We start from the raw sequence: 22,870 nt of genomic DNA on the forward strand, positions 1-22,870 counted from the left end.
AAGACGGAAGAAGAATTCAACGGCGAAGACCGAGGGATGTGGGATAAGCTGGTGCATGGGTTTCCCGGCTCGGTATTTGAAGAGGAACATCGCGGCGAATGTGTTCCCGAATACTCCGAACCGCGTGGCGTTGATATTCGCGTCGAGAATCTCAACAAATCTTTCGGCGATCTGCATGTGCTCAAAGACATCTGCCTGGATATCAAGGCAGGTGAAACGTTTTCCATCATCGGTCCGTCGGGAACCGGAAAAAGCGTATTGCTCAAGCACATCGTCAAGCTGGTCAAGCCCGACAGTGGCCGTATTTTCATTGATGGGCATGACATTTTCGCGGAGAAACCCAAGGACGCGGCGCGCGAATATCGCTACTCCATGGTTTTTCAGACCTCGGCGTTGTTCAACTCGCTCACCGTTGGTGAAAATGTCGGCTTGTGGCTGCGTGAAAAGCGCATCTGCAACGAGGGGCGCATTCGCCGTGTTATTCGCGAGAAACTACGGCTGGTGGGACTTGAGGGCAAAGAGGACATGATGACTTCGGAACTCTCGGGAGGCATGAAAAAACGTGTAGCTATTGCTCGCTCCCTGGCCATGAACCCCGATCTGATTCTTTATGACGAGCCGACAGCCGAACTCGATCCCGTCACCTCGGATGAGCTGGCTCGTGTGGTCATGAACCTCAAAGAAGACATCAGCCTGACCAGCGTCATCGTCAGCCACGATCTCAATTTTGCGTTTCATCTATCCGACCGGGTGGCCATGATTCACGATGGCCGCATCATTGAAGTCGGCACCCCTGCCGAACTCAAAGCCAGCGAGAATCCAAATGTGAAAAAATTTATTTACACAACGACCAAAGGAATTACGGGGAGCTGATATGGCCATATCAACGGAAAAGAAAGTCGGATTGTTTTTCCTCGTTGCGCTGGTGGCGCTTGCCTTGCTGATCGAGTTTGTTGAAGAGATCCGGCCCTTTGAAAGCCAGGTGGAGTATGTGGCCTATTTTAGTTCACTGGTCGGGCTCAACCAGGGCGACCCGGTGCGCATGGCCGGCGTACAGGTAGGAAAAGTCAGGTCCATCGAGTTGGAGGACCATCGCATCAAGGTTGTATTACAGGTGCGGGAGGGAACCTCCGTCAAGGAGGACAGCGTGGTGCGGGTGCGCCAGACCAATCTTCTGGGTGGGCAATTTCTCGGCATCGATTTCGGTTCCGTGGATAAGCCGGTGTTGCCGTCGGGTTCGGAATTGCCGACGGAGCCCACAGTCAATATCGATGAAATGCTGACCGATCTCGACCGCAATCTCAAGATCGCCCTAGGTGACTTCAGCGCATTTTTAGAGGATGGGCGCGAGCAGCTTGCCGCTTCCGGAGATCGACTGGCAAGCATTCTCTCCAAGGTCGACGAAGGCGAGGGCACCCTTGGCATGCTGGTGAATGATCCTCGCCTGTTTGATGATGTGCAGCTGGTTGCGGAAAATGTTGCCGAGATAACGCGACGCCTCGAAGCCGGCGAAGGCTCTTTAGGGCGTATGCTCACGGATGACGAACTTTACGTGAGAACCACCGCGGCCCTGACCAACATTCAGGATATCAGCGAGCGCATTCGCCGGGGCGAAGGAACTCTGGGGCAGCTTCTGGTCAATACCGAAATCCATGACCGCACCGCCGATGCTCTGGGCTCCATTCGCGACATCACCGGTAAAATCAATGAGGGCGAGGGCACCCTGGGGCGTCTGGTCCATGATGACCAGCTTTATCTTGAAACCACCGAGACCATGACCCGCATCAACAGCATCGCTGCAAAGATTGATGATGGGCAGGGTACCATCGGTCGCCTGATCAATGAAGACGATATCTACCGCGACGCCAAAACCACCCTCAACAAGGTCGAAAAGACCGTCGACGGTCTTAGTGATGCGGGTCCGCTAAGTGCTCTGGGAGTCGTGCTGGGGACGTTGTTCTAATTGTCCATGGTCCATGGTCCGTGGTCTGGTGACAAGCCGTTTGACTTTTTATGGGGTAAGGGACACCCTCTCCCTGACAACTGACAACTGACAACTGACAACTGACAACTGACAACTGACAACTGACAACTGACAACTGACAACTGACAACTGACAACTGACAACTGACAACTGACAACTGACAACTGACAGCCCCTCACAACCCCCGCAGATTCAGGTACGAAAAACGTGTGAGTTGATTGTGGCGAATCATGGCGGCGATTTCTTCGACGTACTCTTCGCCGCGGATCGAGTAGGCCTGAAGACCCTGGGCCAGATCGACCCCTTTCAGTGGCCGGTTTTCCAGACGCGCCTGATGGCGTTTTTCGCGCAAGGGTGCGTAAGCGCGGTGGGTGTTGAGATTAAGCATGTAGGACCTGAGAGAATCATAAATCGTCGGAAAGCTACGAACCTCATAAATTTCACCCGCAGGCCGATCGGTGGGCACGATGCCCGTGCCTGGAGTGAAGGTCCATTCGCCGAAGAGGTTGTTGGCGACCTGCGCAAATCGTGAGGTGCCCCATCCTGATTCATTGGCCGCCTGCGCCAGTACCAGGGACGGCGGAAGGACATCCACCCGCTTCAGCAATCTCGTCCTTACTTCACAATCACTGAACGGATCGCCGGCGACTCTGTACTTGTCCTGAATCTCGGCGAGACGCTCGGCCTCTTCCTCTGTCGGCAGTCGTCCCTTATCGAAACCACTGATCAGAAATTCAACCAGATCGCGCTCCGATTGGATTTCTTCATTGCCCATCAGGATCATGGGCAATAAAGTGAGAAAGAAAATGCGCTTTCTTTCGTTGACCTGCGAAACACGGTCGAGATCCTGGGGAAGCGAGGTCACGATCAGCTTAGGTACGCCCTGATCAAGGTTGTCCAGATCGTAGTCGTTGAGGGCAAAAAGTCGGGAGAGTTCGGCATGGCCGTCAGGCGCCACCACGACCACGTCGGGCTGGCCGCCATTGGTGGGAGGCGGGGGACCGCTGTCTTGGCAACCCAACAGGACCAACACCATAAGCCCAGCCAAGAATAAATGCTGATAAAGACGGAAGATTTTCATAGGCAATCGCGAAATGTATCAGAATGAAGAGGGGGAGTCAATAACAAAAACGCGCGCGTCGATTAAGGGCTCGGCGCGCGCGTTTTTATTGGAGTTCAGCGTAAGACCGGGTTGGCCAAAGATCCGGAAAGGCGCAGGCGATAGGTGCCGTTTCGATCGGGGCTGACACCGGTGAGCAGGAGGAGCTCGGCGAGATTTGGATCCAGTGTCATTGTCGGCGTAATTTCAATCTGAGCAGTAATCCGGCTGGCCTGCGGAGATTCGGCCAACAGAAGAGTTCCGCGGCCTTCAACAAGGAGATCGCCGTCTGCCGTACGCAGTTCCTCGATGCGCAGGTTGCGGCCCTGCAATTCACCGCGCAGGGTAATGCCACCGAGAGAAAGGCGTCCCTCGCTGGCGCCCAGAGCTTCGAGCCCCGACACGGCCGCGCGGTCGAGTTGCAGTTGAAAGCCCGCCTGCCCCCTTAGTGCTGAAAGATCTCCCGAAGCATCCACGTTGCCACTCAATACGCCCTGGATGGGGTAGGGAAATTCCGTGGGAAGAAAGGGGGCCAAGCCGATTGCGTTGAGAGTCGTGGCAAGATCGCCGTCTTTGTACATCCGTCCCTGCATGGATCCCACGGGGAATCCAGCCGTGACGCCGGCTGCAGGATTGGCGCCGAAGAGAGAGCCCCAGATCGGTGAGATGCGGATAACAGGAATGCGCACCGGCGGCCAGTTGTCCAACTCGGGTTGCCAGGCGACATTGCGCAAGGTCAGGGTCAAGGGCGGAGCCAGGCTCAGGTCGCCGATATCGATGCGCACTCCGGTTTGCTGAAAAATGAGCTGCTCGGCCCGCGCGCGCAGAATCTGGTCGGGAAACAAAATCAGAACCGTCAGGACAAAGGCGGCGATAAAAAGAGTGAAGGCGCCCAGGTGCAAGGCAAATTGGCGCCGCAGGTCAGATTTACTGGCGGTTTTTGTCGGGGATTTGCTGCGTTTGAATAATAATTTCATGCCGGCTTCTGCAGGTAAGAGACGATAAAGGTGGCGTCCAGTTGTGAGCGATCATCAAAGCGGGTTCTGATCCGCAGGTTCTTGGTGTTGAGATGGATATCGGCGGAGTCCATGGCATGCAAGAGCCGCACGAACTGGTCGAGGCGAATGCGTTCCAGGCGAATCTCCACGGACTCTTCGCGAAACTCACCCTGGGTCTGGGGGCTCTGGGGACGCATGGAGACCAGGTTTTCCCGAACTCCGGTGCGATTGGTGACATCTTCAACAAAAGAAAACAGGGAAAATCCCCGAGCGCCCGTCACCAGGTGCCGTTCCGCAACCGTCAGCTCCTGCTGCAGGCGCCGATATTCACGTTGCAGCATACGCACTTCCTCAAGCTGCCGCTCACGGCTGGCAATGCGCGTTTCGGCGGCTGCAACGGCTTCGCGATAGGGCGAAACCACGCCCAGCCACAGAATCAACAGCAGGATTGCGGCGGCGCCGCATGCGAGAAAAATTTTTTCTCTTGGGGACAGGTTGCCGATCATCGTATGAATTCCTCCGGCGTAATCCTCAGATTCAGGCGAAAGTCGACACGGGTGCCTTCCAGGCCCATTTTGGCATCGGTGATCTGCGCATCCCGAAAAAGAGGCGATGTTTCAAGGCTGCGCGACAGCCGATTGATGGCCTCAAAGGAGGTGGTCGTGCCGTCGAGGCGCAACTGCTCCCCGATGAACGAGAGTTCACGCACGTCCAGGGTGACATCCGCCGGTGAGCGCGCCGAAATCTCACGCAGGATGCTCAGGGCCGAACGGTCGCTACCCAGCCCGAGCAGGCGCGCACGATCCTGCAACTGAACCAGGCTGCTGCGCATCTGCGCCGGAACATCGACGATGACCGTAGCCTGGGGGAAGGTTTCACGAAAGATGTTTGACATCTCCTCGCGCAGAGCATCGGCGCGCGACATTTTGTGCGCATAGTTGGTATAGGCGCCGGCGCCGAGCAACACCAGGCACAGCCCGAGCAGCACGGAGGCACCAATCAGACGGCGGCGAAAACCGCTCCATTCGCTCTTCGGCGCCAACTCGCCTTTGAGGAAATTGAGGTTTCTCTCGCGTTCCGGCAGCGCGGTGCGCAACGCCAGGGCCGCCGCCGGGAGAAAGGCCGGCTCCAGTGGTTCTCCGGCGAGCTTGAGTGAAGGAACTTGCACGCTGAGCCCGGCGTCGCTCAGAGTTTGCCGCAGTTCGTTGGTCACGCCCGAGCCGATCAGAATCAGGGGCAGGGGGGGGTGCTTTCCGGCATGGGCAAGGGCCAGATATTCACGCATCATAAGGGACGCGATTTTCTGCGTATCGAGATTTGCCCTGCGCGGCAGGCTGCGATAGTCGGCCACCTGACCGTCTTCGATCCGGGCGAGAACCACCTCTTTCTGGTTGAGGGTGGCCAGCACCCCCTTATCCACATGCTTGCGCAGACCGGCGACCCAGGCAAAGGGCGCCAGGTCCAGCAGGTGCAGAGGGTGTCCGGCTTCTTGAAATTTTTCGGCCATGGCGGCTGCGGCGGATTTTTTGACCGCGGCCGCGGCAATGCTGAACTGGCCGTCCTGCGGGCGAGCCGCGAGAAAATCAAATTCCAAATCTTCGCCATTGGGAACCTGGCCGGCCAATTCCAGCGGTAGAGCCGCTGCGATCTTTTTGGGGTCGGAAAACGGAAACTCCAGGGTGCGGAAGAAGCTGCCCACGGCGGGCAGACAGGTCGCCACCCGATCTCCGAAAGCCAGGTCTCCGAGAATTTCTGACAAGGCCTGGGAAAGGTCGCTTTCGTCAGCGGCAAGAGGGCGCAGGGTTGCCGCCGTAAGGACCGGTCCCGTTTTGGTCATTTCAGCCGTGACGGCACGCAGCGTGCCTTTCTCAATGTCGATACCGATAAATTTTTTAGCCATATCTCTATATTTTCAGTCAACGCGCAGTGAGTGGATTTGATTGTTCCGCTTGCCGACCACGGCGGTCACGGTACGGGTTCCATCATTGACCCATGCCTGCGAGCGGATGCGGTAAAAGTCGCTTCTGAACGTAATGCTGTACGTCAGTTCGGCACTGGTGGGAAATAATTCCCACAGACCGGGAAACTCACGTTGGAAATCCTCGAGAGTCTCAAAGGGTGAAAGATCACGGGCTTCCGCAATGGCCTCGGCTTCTTCGAAAAAGATGCGGCGATCCTCATCGAAATACAGGGTTGCAATGACCTCCGGGCTGGCCGTGTTGAGGTTGACCCGCAAGTTGCCGTAAATCGTGACGTGGGGGCGCAGCCGGTCGACGATCTCCGGAGTAAAGCCCCTGACCAGGGCCAGCTCGTCAAGACTGACCAGGGGACCGTTGCGGGCCATGTAGGGCGGATTGAGGCTCTGATAATAGTTGCTCTCAGCCCCTAGCGCGCCATCCTGATCATAGGTCTCGCTGTCCGTGTCGAGCCAGTCGATGAGGGCCGCCACCATGTCCGCCGGATGGTCGAAGTCGAAATGCTCGAACAGACGCGTCAGGCGCTCTCTCTGCACGGGCTCGGGATTGTTGCCGCGCACCAGGGCGTTGATCGCCAGTCGGCCGTCGAGATCCTCAATGTCGATGGTGATGACACCCTCGTCACCTACCGGAAAATTAGCGACTCCCTGCCCCCAGAGTTCATTGCGGGCATCGTAATGATTCTGGTCTTCCTGCAAAATCATCTGCCCTGCACGAACGCCGCCGCGCGCCAGATAATAGGAGCGTGTGCTGTCGCGATAGGTTTCGACCAGGCGCAGATCCACCAGGGTCGAAAAGGCGAACTCCGTCAGCAGAGCCGACAGCAGGGCCACAACCACCAGCACCATCAGCAGGACCATGCCCTTTTCTTGGCGCAGGAGTGATTTCTTCATGGCTCGATCCGCGGAATTTCAATTGCCGTAAGAAAGGTCAGCGGTCGTCCTGCGGCTTCCATCTCCAGGAAAAGTTCCACCATCTGCGGCAAGCCGCCACCCTCGGTGGCGTTCCACTCATCGCGCCATTCGAGACCGTCGAAAAAGCGTACGCCGAATCGCGAAATCCCGGCGGCAAGACGATGCTCCATGCCTTCGGCGTTGACCCCGGGAAGCAGGCTCTCCTCCATCCGCACCAGAATCGGCGGAGCTTCACGGTCGTCAGGGTTGAGGCGAATCTCGTAGCGAACCTGCGAAATGCCGCTGGCGCGGGGCAGTGTCGGCGAGGTGATCGTCGTTGTCAGTTCAAGGTAGTCTTGGCCAAGGATATCGCCCTCTCCCCCACGAAACAGGGTGTCGCGGGCCGTCGGCCGAAAATAGGTGCTGCGGATCTCGCGGCCCATGCGATCGAAAAGCACCCGCGCCTGGTGATAAATCTCGCCGTCGCCTTCCAACTCCTCCTTCGCCGAGCTCAAAGAGGCAAAGACGCCATAGGTGCTCGTCAGCACGATGGCGGTGATGGCGAGTGCCACCAGAATCTCCAGCAGGGTGAATCCCTTCGCCTCATTCATAGCCTGATCGACTCTCCCGGGCGAAACACGAAAGAGGTCAGTTCAACGCGCTCCATCCGTCGGGCCGGACCCCAGAAGACCAGCACATCGATCTGCTGCACCGCCGGCAGAAGTGTGTCGGAAAAAACCAGTTCCCAGCGGTAATCCTGAAAAGGTTCGTCGAAAACACCTTCAGGTTCCAGTTCGCTGTCACGTCCCAGACGGTAATAAGTTTCGACCTCGCTCATAACTCTCTCAGCCAGCATGGTGGCCCGCGTCAACCGCTGGATTTCGCCTTGAGCGTTGATTGAGCGGTTGCCCAGACTGAGCAGAGTGGTAAGAGCGATGGCAACCACCGCCAGGGCGATCATGACCTCCAGCAGGGAAAAACCTTTGTTGTTTCCCGGGTAAACCATCAGCGGAACTCGCGGTGGTCGTCATAAAATTCGGCGGTGCCCGTCAAGGGAGAAAAACGCACCGTCATTTTTCCTAAACCATCCTCCAGGTGCAACACCGCCTCCTCGAGCCAACCCACCGGATAGATATCCATGGACACCGCGCCGGAAGAAAAGGAGCCTTTGCCGAAAACCTCAACGTTTTTGATGCGCACCGAACCGGGCAATGCGGCCCGACCATAACGACCGGGCAATGCCGTCCACTCGCCATTGAGTTCCTGACGCTGGGTGGCAATCGTGGTGCCGTCGAGATCAAAAGTCATGCGGTGAGTCAGCCCCTGCAAGGCCGCTTCGTTGTAGAGATATTTAACAGTTCCGGCAATCTTTCGCCCAGCGGACTTGAGCTCCGCATCGCCGACACGGCCGAGGAGCGGCACCGTCAATACGGACATCAGCGCCAAAATCAGAACGACAATGCCCAGTTCGATCAAGGTAAAGCCGCGCGCGTTGCCGAGCCGGCAGAGTATGTTATTGGATGTTCCAGTTCTCAATATCGGCATTGCGCCCTTCGCCGCCCGGTTCGCCGTCGGCACCGTAGGAAATCAGGTCATATTCACCGTGTACGCCGGGGCTCAGATAGACATAGGGGTTACCCCAGGGATCCAGAGGAATTTGCCGGATATATCCACCTTCGCGATAATTGTTGGGAATGCGGCCTGTTTCCGGTTTGCGCACCAGTGCCTGAAGCCCCTGTTCGGTGGAGGGAAAAAAGCCGTTGTGCAGTTTGAACATGGCCAGAGCCTCTTCGAAGCTGCGAATCTGCACCTGGGCCTTGGTGCGACGCGCCTCATCGGGCTCGTCGAGAAGCCGCGGCACCACGATTCCGGCAAGAATGCCGAGAATAATTACCACCACCATAATTTCAATCAGGGTAAATCCGCGCTGAGAGTGCTTGAGATATTTCGTCATTTTTTTCATCCTCACCAATGTGTTTTTTATTCCAAAGGCGTTTTTACCTTCAACCGCTTTGCCCTCAGCCAATTCCCTGGCTGGCCTCGAAAATCGGCAGCAGGATGGCCAATACAATAAACCCGACGACCGTGCCCATGAGCAGAATCATAAGCGGTTCCAGCAACGAGAGAAGGGCGTTGATGGTCGAATCAACCTGGTGTTCGTAGGCATCGGCCACTTTGAACAGCATTTCTTCAAGCTCGCCGCTTTTTTCACCGACCGCCGCCATCTGCGACACCATTTTAGGAAAAACTCCCGATCTCAGTAAGGGTTGCGCCAGGCTTTCGCCCTCGCGCACCGCGACAATGGTGTCTTCAAGAACCTTTTTCAGTACGCGGTTGTCCATCAGATTCTGGACGATTTCCAGCGCCGCAAGCAGAGGCACGCCACTGCGCAGCAAAGTGCCCAGTGTGCGTGTAAAGCGCGCGGTGGCCAACAACAGATTGAGTTTGCCGATCAGCGGCAGCGACAACTTGCGCCGATCGAATTGATATTGGCCCTTTTCCGTTTTGAGATACTGGCGCAGGGCGGCCAGAGCGGCAATCAGCAACCCGAGCAGCAGCCACCACCAATCGCTGAGAAAATCACTCGTGCCGATCAACAGTTGGGTCGGAAGCGGCAGGGCGCGATCCATATCATCAAGCATCCGTGTGACCTTGGGCACGACGAACGCCATGAGAAAGAACAGGACACCGATACCGATAATCGCCATGAGAACCGGATAAGCCATGGCGGCCTGAATGCGCGAGCGCAGACGCGCCTGCTCTTCGAGAAAATCGGCCAATCGTTGCAGAACCTGATCCAGCGTACCGCTGCTTTCCCCCACCTTGACCATATTAACGTAAAGGTCGGAAAAAATGTGCGGATGCTGCGCCAGCCCCTGATTGAGCGCCTGGCCCTGGACCACCTCTTCGCGGGTCTGGTTAAGGGCTTTGGCAAAGACGGGTTTTTCCTGCTGCCCGGCCAGAGTCCCCAATGCTTCATCCAGGGGGATCCCGGCACTCAGCAGCGTGGCCAACTGGCGGGTGGCGGCCGCCAGGTCGCCCACGGGAATGCGCCGGCGGGCAATGAGAGACGCCAGGCTGCGCCGGGATTTGACGACTGCGCTCTGCTGCGCGATGTCGGTCGCAACGATGCCCTGGCTCTTGAGTTGCTGCAGGGCCGAGCGACGACCACTGCCTTCAATGACTCCGGAAACTTTTTTCCCCTGGGCGTTATAGCCTGCGTATTCGAAGAGGGGCACCTCAGACGTCCTCCTGAGTAACGCGCATCACTTCTTCCAGACTCGTCTGTCCTTTAAGGGCCTTGCCCAGGCCTGCATCACGCAAGGGTACCAAGCCTTTGCGCATGGCTGCGTTTTTGATGGTCGCCGAATCGCTTTTTTTCAGAATCAGCTCGCGAACCTCGTCGTCGACCGTCAGCAACTCGTAAATGCCGGTACGGCCGCGATAGCCTATATCCATGCATTGCTCGCAGCCGCGTCCGCGATAGACCGTTCCGCCGGCGGGAAAGGTCGTGCTCAGACCCATTTCCGCCAGAACTTCGGTACTTGGTTGATAGGCTTCCTTGCAGTGGGGGCAGATGGTGCGCACCAGACGCTGAGCGAGAATGCCCACCACCGAGGAGGCGGCGAGAAACGGTTCCACACCCATCTCCACCAGGCGCGTGAGCGCTCCGGCCGAATCGTTGGTATGCAGAGTGGAAAATACCATGTGGCCTGTGAGCGCCGATTGGACGGCGATTTCAGCCGTTTCGCCGTCGCGGATCTCGCCGACCATAATGATGTCGGGATCCTGGCGCAGAATGGAGCGCAGGCCGTTGGCAAAGGTCAGGTTGATTTTGGCATTGACCTGGATCTGTCCAACCCCGGCCAATTGATATTCGATGGGATCTTCGACGGTGATGATGTTTTTCTCGCGGCTGTTAAGACGCGTCAACGCCGCGTAAAGGGTGGTGGTCTTGCCCGAGCCGGTAGGGCCGGTGACCAGAAAAATGCCATGGGTTTTATGGATCATGGCATGAATGTTCTGGAGCAAAGTACTTTCCAGGCCGACATCTTCCAGGGTCAGAACATTGGAGCTTTTGTCAAGCAGGCGCAGCACGATGCGTTCGCCGAAGGCGGTGGGCAGCGACGAGACGCGCACGTCCACATCCTTGCCGGCAATGCGCACGCGGAATCGACCATCCTGGGGCAGGCGCTTTTCCGCGATGTTGAGGTTGGACATGATTTTGATGCGCGAAATGATGCTCGCATGAGCCTTGAGCGGCGGCCTGATGACCTCGTAGAGAATGCCGTCGATGCGGTAGCGCACCACCAGTTCGGTTTCGAACGGTTCAATATGGATGTCGCTCGCCCGTTCGCGATAAGCCTGGGTCACCAGGCTATTGACGAAGCGGATGATGGGCGCTTCATCGGAGGTGTCAAGCAGGTCAGCGGGTTCGAGGTTTTGCGGTAGTCCCTCGCCGCGATCGCTGCCGATATCACCGATGATTTCCTGGGTTTCGCCCGCGCGCGCCTCATAGGCCTGATTGATGGCACGCAGAATTTCCTGCGGAGTGGCAACCGCTGATTCTACATACTCGCCGGTCAGGGATACCAGATCATTGAGGGGACGGCTGTCGAGAGGGTCGGCGACCGCAACGAGGATGCCCTCGTCGCTGCGGCGAACGGGGAATATGCGGTATTCCTTGGCAAATCCGATGGGCACAAGGTCAAGCAGGCCATTGTCCAGGGCATCAAGGGAAATCCGCTCAAGAAACGGTATGTCCTGTTGGCGGGCCAGAGCGCGAGCCAATTGCTCGGCGGTTATGACCTTTTTGTCCAGCAGCAGTTCTCCCAGGCGGCGACCTCCAGACGGTTGCGCGGACAAGGCTTCGTCCAGGGCTGCCTGGGACAATCCGGCATCCTCGCGCAGAATTTCACCTATGCGTTTCCAAACGGTCATGGCTATCAATATTCGGGCGGTGCGATGGTCGGCGGCACCAGCATTTTGTGGACCTGATCTTCAATCATCTGTGTCTGAATATCCCGCAGCGGCAAGTCCCCGGCTTGAAATCTGTCCATATCGCCTTTAGCCTTCGTCGTAACGGCAGCAAGATCACCGGCGTCTTGCACGATATGCGGGGTGATGAAAATCAGCAGATTGGTTTTTGTTTCCGTGGTGCCCCTGCGTTTGAACAGCCAGCCCAGGACAGGAATGTCACCAAGCAGAGGTACCTTGCTGATGGTTTCCTGGACGTTGGAATCGATAAGGCCGCCAAGCACGACGGTGCGGCCGTGTTCCGCCAGAATGGTATTGCGCAACTGGCGTTTGGTAAAGGTCGGCCCGACTTGATTGACATCGCCGACAGATTGCAGGGCGATATCCGTCGATTCCTGAAAGACGTTGAGGCGCACCAGGTTGCCCTCGGTGATCTGGGGAGTAAAGCGCAAGGTCAGAGCCACATCGCGGCGCTCCACAGAGACGCTCTGGGCAAGGCCGGTCGTGGCGCCCGTATCAGTGAGGCGCGAGGTGATAATCGGCACATTGCGGCCGACGATGATTTCGGCCTCTTCATTGTCCGATGTGAGCAGACGCGGGGCCGAGAGAATGTTGATGTCCGTGTCGGTTTTGGATAGATCGATCAGTGCCGAGAGCGCCGGCACGGTGATGTCGTTGCCGTCGGGTCCGGTGACGGTGATGGGGCTGAAAATCCCGCCCAGCAGAATGCCGTTGATGGTCTGGGTCAGAAGGTTGGGGACGCCGGTGGTGCCGCCGGAGAGTTGCCCCAGGGAGGCGGGTCCGGTGTTGAGATTGCTGGTGCCGAAAATGACGCTGTCGGAGCCCGTGGCGACCGCACCCTGCAAGGAAGATCCCAGGCGTTGGGTGGCGTCCATGGACAGTTCGAGAATCAGCGCCTCCACATACACCTGCTTACGTTTGATGTCGAGTTGCGCGATGATGTCGCGGATGGTGTCGTAATCCTCGGGCGTACTGTTGATAATCAGCGCATTGGTCGGCTTGTCGGCGGTAATACTAACCGCTCCCAGCGTCTCGCCAGTTTGCTGTTGGGCGGCGCGGGCAGCCTGGGTCGTGCGGGCCTGGGCCTGAATGCCGGTAAGGATTTCATTGAGGGTTCGGGCAAGGGTTTCCGCATCGGCATTCTCCAGGTAATAAACCTGAATGCCCGAGCGCATCTGCGAGGGTCGCTTGTCGAGACGCTTGACCAGGTGGTGGATGGATTCAAGATCCTCCTTGCCGGCGGTTACCACCAACACGTTGGTCGGCTTGAAAGCGATAACCTTGGCCGCGTCTCCTGCCGCGGCTGCAGCCGCGGCCGCGGTGCGCCGCCGGGGCTGCACGGTGGTGCGCTGAGCGATAAACTGCGTTACAAGGCCCGCGATCTCCTCGGCGTTGGCATGCTCGAGGGCGATGACCTCAATGCTGTCCGGCGTGCTGGGAACATCGAGTTGCCTAATGATTATCATCAGTCGTTTGATGTTCTCTGCCGTGTCGGTCACGATCAATGTGTTGGTGGGCGGGTAGGGAATGACACTGCTGGTTTTGGGCACCAGCGGTGTCAACACCGTGGTCGCGATTTCAGCCGCATCGACATGCTGCAAAGGAATAAGTTGAGTAACGAACTGATCGCCCCGCGCACCGACTTGGCTGGGCAGAATGGTCGGCAGAGTATTTTCCTTGGCGTCGCGCAAAGGCACGATCTTGTACACGCTGCCGCTGGGCACGACCGTATAGCCCTTGACGTTGAGAACGCTCAGGAATACCCGATAGGCCTCGTCGAGACTCATGCGCCGCGGCGAAATGATGGTGATTTTGCCGCGCACCGTCTCATCGAAAATGAAATTTCGCCCGGTCAGCTCGCTCATGGTCTGAATCAGGTCGGTCAGATCGGTGTCTTTGAAGTCGACAGCAATCCCCTCGTTGGCCGAATTCGCCGCCGGTTGTGAAAAGGCCGGCACGGGGAAGGCGGCAAAATAGAGAGCCATGGCAAAAAGCGTGTAAAAAAACCGAATCTTCAAGGCAAAGCCTCCTGGAAAGGCAAATCTTTATACTTCAAACCTGTTCGCACACGGATAAAATCTGATAGGTTCTGAAAATAGTTAAAAAAGCAAAAGATCCGCTTTGATCAGATTTGATCCGTGTCCCATTGCTTCTTTAATTGATCTCGTATTCAAAGGTCACCGGCTCGCCGTCGCGCACCAGGCTCACCGCAATGCTGCGCGCCTCGCGCAATTGCTGAAAGATCTGCAACGCCCGCTCCGGGCTGTTGAGTTGGATGTTGTTGATCTCCATCAGAATGTCCCCGCGGCGGATGCCGAGCATATCAAGGAACGAATTGGGGCGGATCATGCGTACGATAAACCCTTCGGTGGCTCCGCCGACGATGCGTGGTTCCATGCGCGCCTGGCGCAATAGCTCATTGAGATTGCCACGGGCATCCTCAGCGGCCTGGCGGGGAATCTGCCATTTGTTGTCACCGATTTGCTGTATGTTATAACGCGCGGCAACAGAATCCTCGGGCACCGCTGCTGCCGCAGCCGCGGTTCTTCGTGTGGCCGGCGCGGCGGGAGCGCCTTCGACGGGGAGCATGAGATTTTCGCGGCTGCCGTCGGGGTGGCGCAGAACCACAAGGTTGCGATCGATTTCTTCGATCACGCCGCCTCCCGGCACCTCTTCATCCAGGCGGTAAAGTTCGGCGATCCGGCCCTCCTGGATCAAAGCGATGGACTGTTCGCCGGCAACCACCGTGCCGATCAGAGTCAGACTGGTACGCGTCGCTCTTTGTGGCGGAGCTTCATCTCTCACTTGTGCAGGTTCAGCTGCCGTGGTCGGGGTGTCTTCCAAGGCAACGATCAAAGGGCCGCTGGAATCAAAGATGTTGCGACTGAGAATGACTTCGTAATCGCTCAAGGGCCTTTGCTGGGCAACCGTGACGCGGCTTTCCGGGCGCATATCGGTCGTTGTGACGGGCGGCGCCAGCCAAAGATCCATGAACACAACGGCGACCCAGCCGGCGGTTATTCCGAGCAGAGCCGCAAGCGCCAGGTAGATACCTGGAAAATAGCGGTGAAAAAGGGCCTGTGCGGTCATTGGGGAAAAATCGTGGCCATCGAGAATAGATTGTGAATTTTCAATGAAAAGCCGTCGTTTCCTGTGAGGATCGGGCACGGGGCGTCTATTGCCCGACATGGGTTGAATTTCAATAGAATTCACTTATAACACAACCGGTCGCACGCTTGCAAATCCAAAGGATTCCTCTCATATTAAATCATCCCAGGCACTCAAAAACGACGGGACAGAGCCAAGTGCAGGGCAACATCCGGTGCGGTATCCACGACAATGTCTTCAGACACGCCAAGGTCCAGTATCCAATGCTCGGAAAAATAAAAACTGCCGCCGACCACAAGTTGGGCAGAGGCTGTTTTGAGTTCCCGCAGGTCACTGCTTTTGAAGAATGCGGAGTGGCCATCGATTTGCACCTTGAGGGCCAGACGTTGCAGAGGTTGCCAGCCCAGACCGGTACTGCCGAACCACACCAGGTTGCGCTGCTGCGCAGGTAGCACTTCACCCCGGGACATCCACAGCATGCCGCCCGAGGCGAAGAGGGTCATATGAAATCTTTCCAGCGAGCGGGCATCACTGAAAGCAAGGCGCCAGTGTGCGTCAAGGCTGCCGCTGCCATGCAAGTGATCCGCGTTTCCCGTCGGCAGCTTAACACCGCCGCGCAGCGCAAAAAACCTGCCGAGAGACAGACTCTCAGCAAAAAGTTCACGGGCCAGAAACACAGACACATCTCCCAGCCCGAGGCTGCTGTTTTGCAGATTGATTTCCGTTTGCGCCTCTTTTTGATAAAAATAGAAAAGACGGTTTTGCGCGCGGTGTTGACGACCTCCTTCGCCTGTGCCCAGGAGATCATGCCAGTTTTCGATGAAACTGTCGAAAATGCCACCCTGGTGTCCAACCAGGGGAAGGTCCAGGCCTGCTTCCCATCCCGGAGCCAGTCCTCGGCGCGCTGACAGGGTAAAGCGATAGGTTTCGCCGTCGAATTCAAGGCGTTCCCTGGCGTTTCGGTCGCCGCTGAAATTATTCGCCGCCTCAAGCACCAGGCGTGCGGAGGTGCGTCCCTGGGGCGTGATCCGCCCGCCTTCGGTGGGGGGGAGGCCGAAAATCTGCACCGTCGGTTGCAGGTTGCGCGTGTAAAAAGGGGAAATTTCGGCGGCTGCAAGGAGCCCCGGCTGGGCAAGGGTGGAGCAAACAAAAACGAGCAGGAGGAAAGGGCGGGGTATCATTGCGGGTCTCCTTGGACACCAGGTCTTTGGGCCACCAGGCGACCCCGTTAAACCCAAGCTGTTTGCAATAAATTACCATCCGGGCGCCGGGCAACCTTCAGCATGGAGACCCGGAGACCCAGAGTTGATTGGTTACAGTTTTGTCGGGGAAAAATCAAAAACAAAATCTAACAGTTCAGTATGCACCGCAGGCCGCGGCGGCCTCGCTTGCGGTGAAAACTCGCCTGTGGCTCAAACATCCACCACCGCACACAACCCCCACAGCCTGCGGCGCGATTGGGCATCGCAGTTGACTCGTTACAACATAATTTGAATTTGTCAGGAGGACACAGCGTATGAAATCATTTCGCAAAGAACTTTGGTTTGAAATCCCTTCTCGGCGCGGGTTTGTCAACATCACCGGCGAGGTTGAAAAATGCCTTAAGGACAGCACCATCCGCGAGGGTTTGTGCCTGGTCAATGCCATGCATATCACCGCCTCGGTTTTCATCAACGACGACGAACGCGGTCTGCATCAGGATTTCGAACGTTGGCTCGAAGGGCTGGCCCCCCATGAACCGCTCAGTCTTTATCTTCACAACAACACCGGCGAGGACAACAGCGACGCCCACCTCAAGCGTACCCTCATGGGGCGCGAAGTGGTGGTAGCCGTCACCGAGGGTAAACTCGATTTCGGTCCCTGGGAGCGGATTTTCTACGGTGAATTCGACGGTCGGCGCCGCAAACGGGTGCTGGTGAAAATTATCGGCGAGTGATGGACGAAGACAAGGCTCTGCTCAACTGGATTTCCCACGCCCCAATCCCTTGTGCGCATAGAGTTCCAGCGCTTCAACCAGGATGCCGAGGGCTTCTTCGGGGCCTTGAATGTCGCCGACCACCGTTTCCTTGTTTTCCAGGGTTTTGTATTCCTCAAAAAACTTGCGGATTTCGGCCATGAGGTAACCGGGCAGGTCGCGGTGGTGGCGATAGTGTGAAAACGCGGGGTCGTGCAGGTTGACAGCGATGATTTTATCGTCGGCGCCCTTTTCGTCGCGCATGCGCACCACGCCGATGGCGCGCGCCACCATGATGGTCAGGGGATAAACCGGCTCCTGTCCGAGCACAAGAACATCAAGGGCGTCGCCGTCCTCGCAGAAGGTCTGGGGAATAAAGCCGTAATTGGCGGGATAATGCACCGCGCCGTAAATCACCCGGTCGAGACGCAGCATACCCGTGTCTTTGTCGAGTTCGTACTTGTTCTTCGAACCCTTTGGGATTTCGATGACGGTGGGAAAACCTTCTTCCAAGCGGTCGAGGTCAATGGGGATGTCATGCCAAGGGTTCATTCGGATTCCTGCGCCCTTTCTTCAAGAAGGTCGGCTAATTTCTGAAGGAAAATACGCACTTCGCAGGTATCCTCCAAGGCATAGGCGGCTTGGGTCCGGCGATCTTCATCATCTCGGACGGTGATCCCGATGCCGCGCTCCTTGAGTTCGCGCATGGCGTCCTCATCGGTCAGGTCGTCTCCCAGGTAAAAGGGCAAAACGTCGCGCTTGTTGAGATCGAGCTTTTCAAGCAGGTAGTCCAGGGCCTTGCCCTTGTCCCAATCGATGTCGGGGCGCAGTTCAAAGATCTTTTTGCCGCCTGTTTTGCGCAACCGCTTGACTTGTGCGAGGACCTGGTCGACGTTTTCTTCCACCTCAAGGTGTTTTTCCTCTGCAACCCGGCGAAAATGCACGGCGATGGCGAATTTTTTGCGTTCGACTTGAACGCCGTCCAGGCACTCGAGGCGCTTTTCCAGCTCTTTTTCGGCGCGGTCGAGATCCGGCAGGTAGTCGGTGCCGGACTGATACTCCATTTTTTTGCCAGCCGGCCCGGCAATGTCAAAACCGTGGCTTCCGGCGTAATAAATGTCTTCGATGCCGGCCAGGTGCCTGACGTCCTGCAAATCGCGTCCGCTGACAATCGCCACCGTGCATAATTTGGCCAGATCACGCACGGTCTGGCGCATCTCCTCCGTGATCCTGGCATCTTCCGGACGCTCGACGATGGGAGTCAGGGTGCCGTCGTAGTCGAGAAAAACGGCTGGGCGTTTGCTTTTCAGTCGGATTTCGATGTGATTGAAGTGGTCCAGGGCAGAAGGCAGTTCGCCTGTGGTGGTCTCATCGGTTACGCCATCCACCGCAACTTCGGCTAAATCGGAAACCACCACGTGGGCGAAACGAGCTAATTCGTCCGCTTGGTCGGCGCGGTCCACCCCGATGACAAGCCCGAAGCCCCCCGCGCGGCCCGCCTCCACGCCCGACTGGGCATCCTCAACAACCACCGCCCGCTGCGGCTCGACACCAAGTTTTTCAGCCGCGGCGAGAAAAACGTCTGGAGCCGGTTTGCCGGCAATGCCGAGTTCCTGGGCATCGAGGCCGTCGACGCGGGTATCGAAAAGCTCGCTTACGCCTGCTGATTTGAGCACCGCGCGGGCGTTGCGGCTGGCGGAAATAATGGCGGATTTGATTCCGAGTTTCTTGAGTTTATGGATCAATTCCACCGTCGAGTCGTAGCGCTTGGCACCTTTTTTTTCGAGTTGTACGTTGAAAAAGGCGTTTTTGCGCTCACCGAGGCCGTACACCGTGTCCTGTTCCGGACTGTCATCCGGACCGCCTTCTGGCAGCTCGATGCCACGCGATGCAAGAAAATCCCTGACCCCGTCCAGACGTGGTTTGCCGTCGACATAACGGGTGTATTCCTTGGCAACGTCAAAGGGCTTGAAGCTTGATCCGGTGCGGGCCGCATAGCCTTCAAGAAACGCATCGAACATTTTTTTCCAGGCCGCGGCATGCACATGGGCGGTCCGGGTGACGACCCCGTCCATATCGAAAATGACGGCATCAAAATCGTCTTTGGACAGAGTTACAACAGGGGAGGGGGGCATGGTGACCTCTTTTCGGCTGATGTTCTGTATTTTCTCTCTCCTTGAACATAACCATAAGCCGAAAGTTGTCAAGAGATGCAACCCTTTACCAGGATATCCTTTGCGAGAAAGCGAGAAAGCGAGAAAGCGAGAAAGCGAGAAAGCGAGAAAGCGAGAAAGCGAGAAAGCGAGAAAGCGAGAAAGCGAGAAAGCGGTTGAAGGCAGGACCGTGGGGCGAAGCCACCGCAACAGGAATAATAATTTTTTTTTGAGTTATTAGTTCAACCACCGATTTTTCATCGGGCACATCTTGAAATTTGACAAAAACGATGTTATTTAAATAACAAAGTTACCTGGTGTGATTTTAGCTGAGGAGAGATGCCATGACTTCACCCTCAAAATTCGCTCTGGGGTTCTTCGCCCTGTTTGCCGCTGCCGTCGGTTTGGCCCGTGGGCTGTCCGACAAGGAGTTTTATCGCCTGACCCGCATGAAAAAAATCTGGGGACGCAACGAGGGCATCACTTTCTTCTTTCTCGCCGACGTGGCTTTGCCCCTGGTCATGGGGCTCGCCTATGTGTCCAGCGGCGTTGCCGAAAGCGGTGTGCTTTATTTGTCGCCTTGATAACAGGCTTTGAAACGCAAAACCGTCAAAACCAGATCCAGTGCCCCTTGACATGGCCGTTTCTGGTGTCTACCTTCTCTGCGGACTAAAAATTCCGTGAGGAGGCTTTTTGCGCATGGCAGCAGATCAGAAAATCGAAAAAGGCACCATCTCCATTCATACCGAAAACATCTTTCCCATCATCAAGAAATGGCTTTACAGCGATCACGAGATTTTCCTGCGAGAACTCGTTTCCAACGCCGTCGATGCCATTCACAAGCTTCAGCACATCAACGTCATCGAAGGTTTGAAACTCACCGACGAATACGCCATTGACATCAGCGTTGACAAGACCGCCGGAACCCTGAGTGTCAAAGACAACGGCATCGGCATGACCGCCGATGAAATCCGCCAGTATATCAATCAGATCGCCTTTTCGTCAGCGGAAGAATTCGTTCAGAAATTCAAGGATCTCGAAGATAAAAACCAGATTATCGGACACTTCGGCCTGGGTTTTTACTCCTCATTCATGGTCGCCGACCAGGTTGAAATACGCTCACTGTCCTACCAGAAAGAGGCCAAGGGCGCTCACTGGAGCTGCGACGGAAGCACCACCTACACCCTCGAAGAGTGCGACAAGGCCGAGCGCGGCACCGAGATCATTCTGCACCTCAATGAGGATTCGAAAGAATTTCTCGAACCCGCGCGTTTGCGCGATATCCTTAAGAAATACTGCAACTTTCTGCCTGTCGCCATCCGCCTGGAAGGCGAAGTGGCGAACGATCAGAATCCGCTGTGGACGCGCGCAGCCAGCGAAATCAAGGACGAGGAATACGTCGAGTTCTACCGCAAGCTCTACCCCTTCTCCGACGATCCCCTGTTCTGGATTCATCTCAATATCGATTTTCCCTTTCACCTCAAGGGCATTCTTTACTTTCCGCGCATCACCACCGAGTTCGATATCTCCAAAAGCCACATCAAGCTGTTCTGCAACCAAGTGTTCGTCTCCGATAACTGCCCCGAGCTGCTGCCTGAGTTCCTCACGCCCCTGCAAGGCTGTCTCGATGCTCCCGATCTACCCCTTAACGTCTCGCGCAGCTATCTTCAGAACGAGCCCCAGGTGCGCAAAATCCGCGAAGTCATCAGTGGGCGCATGGCCTCCAAGGTCGTCGACTTGGCCAAGAAAGACCGCGAGGCCTTCGGCAAGGTCTGGGACGATATTCACACCTTTGTCAAATACGGCATGATGCGCGACGACAAGTTCTCCGACAAAGTCAAGGACCAGGTGCTGTTCCGTACCACCGCCGAAATGAAATACACGACCTTGCCGGAATATCTGGAACGCAATAAGGAGCGCCACGAAAGCAAGGTGTTCTACGCCAACGACGAAGCCGCCCAGGCCACCTATCTCAAACTGTTCAAGAGCCAGGGCCTCGAAGCGCTGATTCTCGACGCGCTCATCGACAGCCATTTCATCCAGTTTCTCGAAATGAAGAACCAAGGAGTGAGTTTCGAGCGCGTCGACGCCGATGTCACCCAGAATCTCATCGAACACGATCAGGGCGGTAAGATCGTTGAAGGCACCGACCAAAAAACCGCCGATGAAAAAATCAAGGCGGCGTTCAGCGAACTGCTCGGCGAGAAAAAGGGCATGAGCGTGCGTGTTGAGAGCCTCAAAGACCCCTCCGTGCCGGCCATGTTGCTGCTGGCCGAACATTCGCGGCGCTTCAAGGAAATGACCCGCATGATGGGCAAGGAGATGGGCGATGCCCTCGACGAATTCACGCTGCTGGTCAACTTTGCCAACCCGGTTGTCAAGAAAATCCGCCATATGAAAGACGAAGGCCGGGCCGACGACGCCCGCCTACTCGCCGAGCAGGTCTACGACCTCGCCATGCTCACCCATAAATCCTTCAACAAAGAGCAGATGGAAGCGTTTCTGGAGCGCAGCAACCGAATTCTGGAAATGGTAGGGAAGGGATAAATATAGCACCGAGGCGGGTCCATGGACCCGCCTCAAGACCGCTCAAGCAGGGGACGGGGTTAACTAATTGACCTTAGTTTAGCCAAAGTCTCTCGCAATGCGTCGCGATTGTTTTCGAAAAATTTTCCTCCACGTCGGGCCGCGACGCTCACCCCGGAGGGAGTCAAGCCGAGCTCCGCGGCTATCTCTCTCCCTTGGTATCCAAAGCGGCGTAAAGCCAGATAACAGATCACGCCCTTGATCTTTGCCAGTTGGCGGTCCCTGTTGAATTCTCTCAATACCGTGCTTTCGACACCATAATGTCGGCAGATGCGTTGGATTAATTCCGGAAGCGCGATTCTACTTTCATCCTGGGCACTCTCTGTTGCTCGGCCGACCAGGTTCGTTACAAAGTCTCCAGCGCTAAGAATACGGTCATCAAATGCAGCATCTTCAGCCAATGTCGGATCCAAAGCGAGACTGCGCCGTTTGCCGCCACCGGATAAGTCTGCCGTATCAAGAGCATTGGTGCTTACGGCAATATATTCTCGATAATTTTTCAGAGCCGTGTGCCGTGAAGCAGAAAACAGCGCCATGATTTCATCCCGCACCTCAGGATTGAACCACTCGCCCTTAAGCAAGGCGGCGTGCCCACACCAGGGGTACGTCTCTAGTTCTTCCAACGTATGTACCAGGCCGGCGCGAAGAGGATTGAGATGGATGTAGCGGATGAGGGACAGCAGGTAGGCATCTTGATCGCACACAATGGATTTGAAGCGATTCTGGAAAACGTAACCGGCCCGCTTATGCCGCAGATTGAAAACAACGGCGTAACCGGTTAACAGGCGACGCATGAAGTACGCCAGGGTAGAAGTGCGCGGACGCAAGAGCAGATGAACATGGTTGTCGAGAAAGGCCCAGGCAAAACAGTCTGTTTCAGACTCGCGTATCAAAAGAGTGAGCCGCTTCAAAAAGGCTGCCTTGTCTTGATTATCGAAAAAGATGTCGCGCTTTTCGATGCCTCTGACGATGACATGCTGGAGGAGACCGGGGATGTCGATTCGAGCGGTTCGTGGCATAAGGTTAGGATAATGATGATTAGTCAAAAAGTCAACCCCGTCCCCTATGGGTGGACCTCGCCATGCTCACCCATAAATCCTTCAACAAAGAGCAGATGGAAG

At 56.4% G+C, this 22,870-nt stretch carries 22 protein-coding genes; 5 read left to right on the forward strand and 17 right to left on the reverse strand.

Annotated features, from left to right (window positions below; genetic code table 11):
* Positions 1-36: 36 nt before the first annotated feature.
* On the forward strand, positions 37-873 hold the full coding sequence (locus tag GFER_RS14670; protein WP_040100728.1) for an ABC transporter ATP-binding protein: 837 nt from the start codon (positions 37-39) through the stop codon (positions 871-873).
* 1 nt (position 874) lies between these two features.
* Complete coding sequence (locus GFER_RS14675; protein WP_040100614.1) at positions 875-1,963, forward strand: MlaD family protein; 1,089 nt, start codon at positions 875-877, stop codon at positions 1,961-1,963.
* Positions 1,964-2,159: 196 nt separating this feature from the next.
* Here the strand turns inward: GFER_RS14675 and GFER_RS14680 are convergent, their stop codons facing one another.
* From GFER_RS14680 to GFER_RS14745, 14 genes are all read right to left on the reverse strand, one after another.
* A complete protein-coding gene (locus tag GFER_RS14680; protein WP_161807416.1) occupies positions 2,160-3,032 on the reverse strand; it encodes a glucosaminidase domain-containing protein in 873 nt (290 codons plus the stop codon).
* 128 nt (positions 3,033-3,160) lie between these two features.
* A complete protein-coding gene (gspN, locus tag GFER_RS14685; protein ID WP_040100616.1) occupies positions 3,161-4,060 on the reverse strand; it encodes a type II secretion system protein GspN in 900 nt (299 codons plus the stop codon).
* Positions 4,057-4,587 (reverse strand): type II secretion system protein GspM, encoded by a 531-nt coding sequence (gene gspM / locus GFER_RS14690; protein WP_040100617.1) that lies wholly within the window; start codon positions 4,585-4,587, stop codon positions 4,057-4,059. Before gspM ends, gspN begins: the two co-directional genes overlap by 4 nt.
* A complete protein-coding gene (gene gspL, locus GFER_RS14695; RefSeq protein ID WP_040100618.1) occupies positions 4,584-5,981 on the reverse strand; it encodes a type II secretion system protein GspL in 1,398 nt (465 codons plus the stop codon). The genes gspM and gspL overlap by 4 nt, the downstream gene beginning before the upstream one ends.
* A 12-nt stretch (positions 5,982-5,993) precedes the next feature.
* Positions 5,994-6,950: a type II secretion system minor pseudopilin GspK gene (gspK, locus tag GFER_RS14700; RefSeq protein ID WP_040100620.1), complete on the reverse strand. Its 957-nt coding sequence runs from the start codon at positions 6,948-6,950 to the stop codon at positions 5,994-5,996.
* Complete coding sequence (locus GFER_RS14705) at positions 6,947-7,561, reverse strand: type II secretion system protein GspJ (RefSeq protein ID WP_040100622.1); 615 nt, start codon at positions 7,559-7,561, stop codon at positions 6,947-6,949. Before GFER_RS14705 ends, gspK begins: the two co-directional genes overlap by 4 nt.
* Entirely contained in the window at positions 7,558-7,956 is a 399-nt protein-coding gene (locus GFER_RS14710; protein ID WP_040100624.1) for a type IV pilus modification PilV family protein, read from the reverse strand. The genes GFER_RS14705 and GFER_RS14710 overlap by 4 nt, the downstream gene beginning before the upstream one ends.
* A complete protein-coding gene (locus GFER_RS14715) occupies positions 7,956-8,495 on the reverse strand; it encodes a pilus assembly FimT family protein (RefSeq protein WP_139172187.1) in 540 nt (179 codons plus the stop codon). Before GFER_RS14715 ends, GFER_RS14710 begins: the two co-directional genes overlap by 1 nt.
* A complete protein-coding gene (gene gspG, locus GFER_RS14720) occupies positions 8,464-8,904 on the reverse strand; it encodes a type II secretion system major pseudopilin GspG (protein WP_200889339.1) in 441 nt (146 codons plus the stop codon). The genes GFER_RS14715 and gspG overlap by 32 nt, the downstream gene beginning before the upstream one ends.
* Before the next feature lie 64 nt (positions 8,905-8,968).
* Positions 8,969-10,189, reverse strand: coding sequence for a type II secretion system inner membrane protein GspF (gene gspF / locus GFER_RS14725; RefSeq protein WP_040100627.1), 1,221 nt, complete (start codon positions 10,187-10,189; stop codon positions 8,969-8,971).
* A gap of 1 nt (position 10,190) precedes the next feature.
* Entirely contained in the window at positions 10,191-11,891 is a 1,701-nt protein-coding gene (gspE, locus tag GFER_RS14730; protein WP_040100629.1) for a type II secretion system ATPase GspE, read from the reverse strand.
* A gap of 5 nt (positions 11,892-11,896) precedes the next feature.
* The gene (gspD, locus tag GFER_RS14735; protein WP_040100630.1) at positions 11,897-13,966 is read right to left on the reverse strand and encodes a type II secretion system secretin GspD; all 2,070 of its coding nucleotides are present in this window, start codon (positions 13,964-13,966) and stop codon (positions 11,897-11,899) included.
* Between the two features lie 136 nt (positions 13,967-14,102).
* Entirely contained in the window at positions 14,103-15,038 is a 936-nt protein-coding gene (gene gspC, locus GFER_RS14740) for a type II secretion system protein GspC (RefSeq protein WP_040100632.1), read from the reverse strand.
* Between the two features lie 191 nt (positions 15,039-15,229).
* Complete coding sequence (locus tag GFER_RS14745; protein WP_040100634.1) at positions 15,230-16,237, reverse strand: DUF3187 family protein; 1,008 nt, start codon at positions 16,235-16,237, stop codon at positions 15,230-15,232.
* A 335-nt stretch (positions 16,238-16,572) separates the two neighbouring features.
* On the opposite strand from GFER_RS14745, the gene GFER_RS14750 reads away from it, so the two are divergent.
* Positions 16,573-16,992, forward strand: a complete 420-nt coding sequence (locus GFER_RS14750) for a secondary thiamine-phosphate synthase enzyme YjbQ (protein ID WP_040100638.1) — start codon at positions 16,573-16,575, stop codon at positions 16,990-16,992.
* 21 nt (positions 16,993-17,013) lie between these two features.
* Here GFER_RS14750 and GFER_RS14755 read toward each other — a convergent pair whose 3' ends face one another.
* Together GFER_RS14755 and otsB are read right to left on the reverse strand one after the other, a co-directional pair.
* Entirely contained in the window at positions 17,014-17,562 is a 549-nt protein-coding gene (locus tag GFER_RS14755; RefSeq protein ID WP_040100640.1) for an inorganic diphosphatase, read from the reverse strand.
* Positions 17,559-19,145, reverse strand: a complete 1,587-nt coding sequence (gene otsB, locus GFER_RS14760; RefSeq protein ID WP_040100641.1) for a trehalose-phosphatase — start codon at positions 19,143-19,145, stop codon at positions 17,559-17,561. Before otsB ends, GFER_RS14755 begins: the two co-directional genes overlap by 4 nt.
* A gap of 362 nt (positions 19,146-19,507) precedes the next feature.
* Between otsB and GFER_RS14765 the strand changes: the two genes are divergently transcribed.
* Both GFER_RS14765 and htpG read left to right on the forward strand, forming a co-directional pair.
* On the forward strand, positions 19,508-19,747 hold the full coding sequence (locus GFER_RS14765; protein ID WP_040100643.1) for a hypothetical protein: 240 nt from the start codon (positions 19,508-19,510) through the stop codon (positions 19,745-19,747).
* A gap of 115 nt (positions 19,748-19,862) precedes the next feature.
* Positions 19,863-21,710, forward strand: a complete 1,848-nt coding sequence (gene htpG / locus GFER_RS14770; protein WP_040100644.1) for a molecular chaperone HtpG — start codon at positions 19,863-19,865, stop codon at positions 21,708-21,710.
* Positions 21,711-21,769: 59 nt separating this feature from the next.
* On the opposite strand, the gene GFER_RS14775 is transcribed toward htpG, so the two are convergent.
* The gene (locus GFER_RS14775) at positions 21,770-22,795 is read right to left on the reverse strand and encodes a transposase (RefSeq protein WP_052446461.1); all 1,026 of its coding nucleotides are present in this window, start codon (positions 22,793-22,795) and stop codon (positions 21,770-21,772) included.
* Positions 22,796-22,870 lie beyond the last annotated feature (75 nt).

The organism is Geoalkalibacter ferrihydriticus DSM 17813, from assembly GCF_000820505.1.
GTDB lineage: Bacteria > Desulfobacterota > Desulfuromonadia > Desulfuromonadales > Geoalkalibacteraceae > Geoalkalibacter > Geoalkalibacter ferrihydriticus.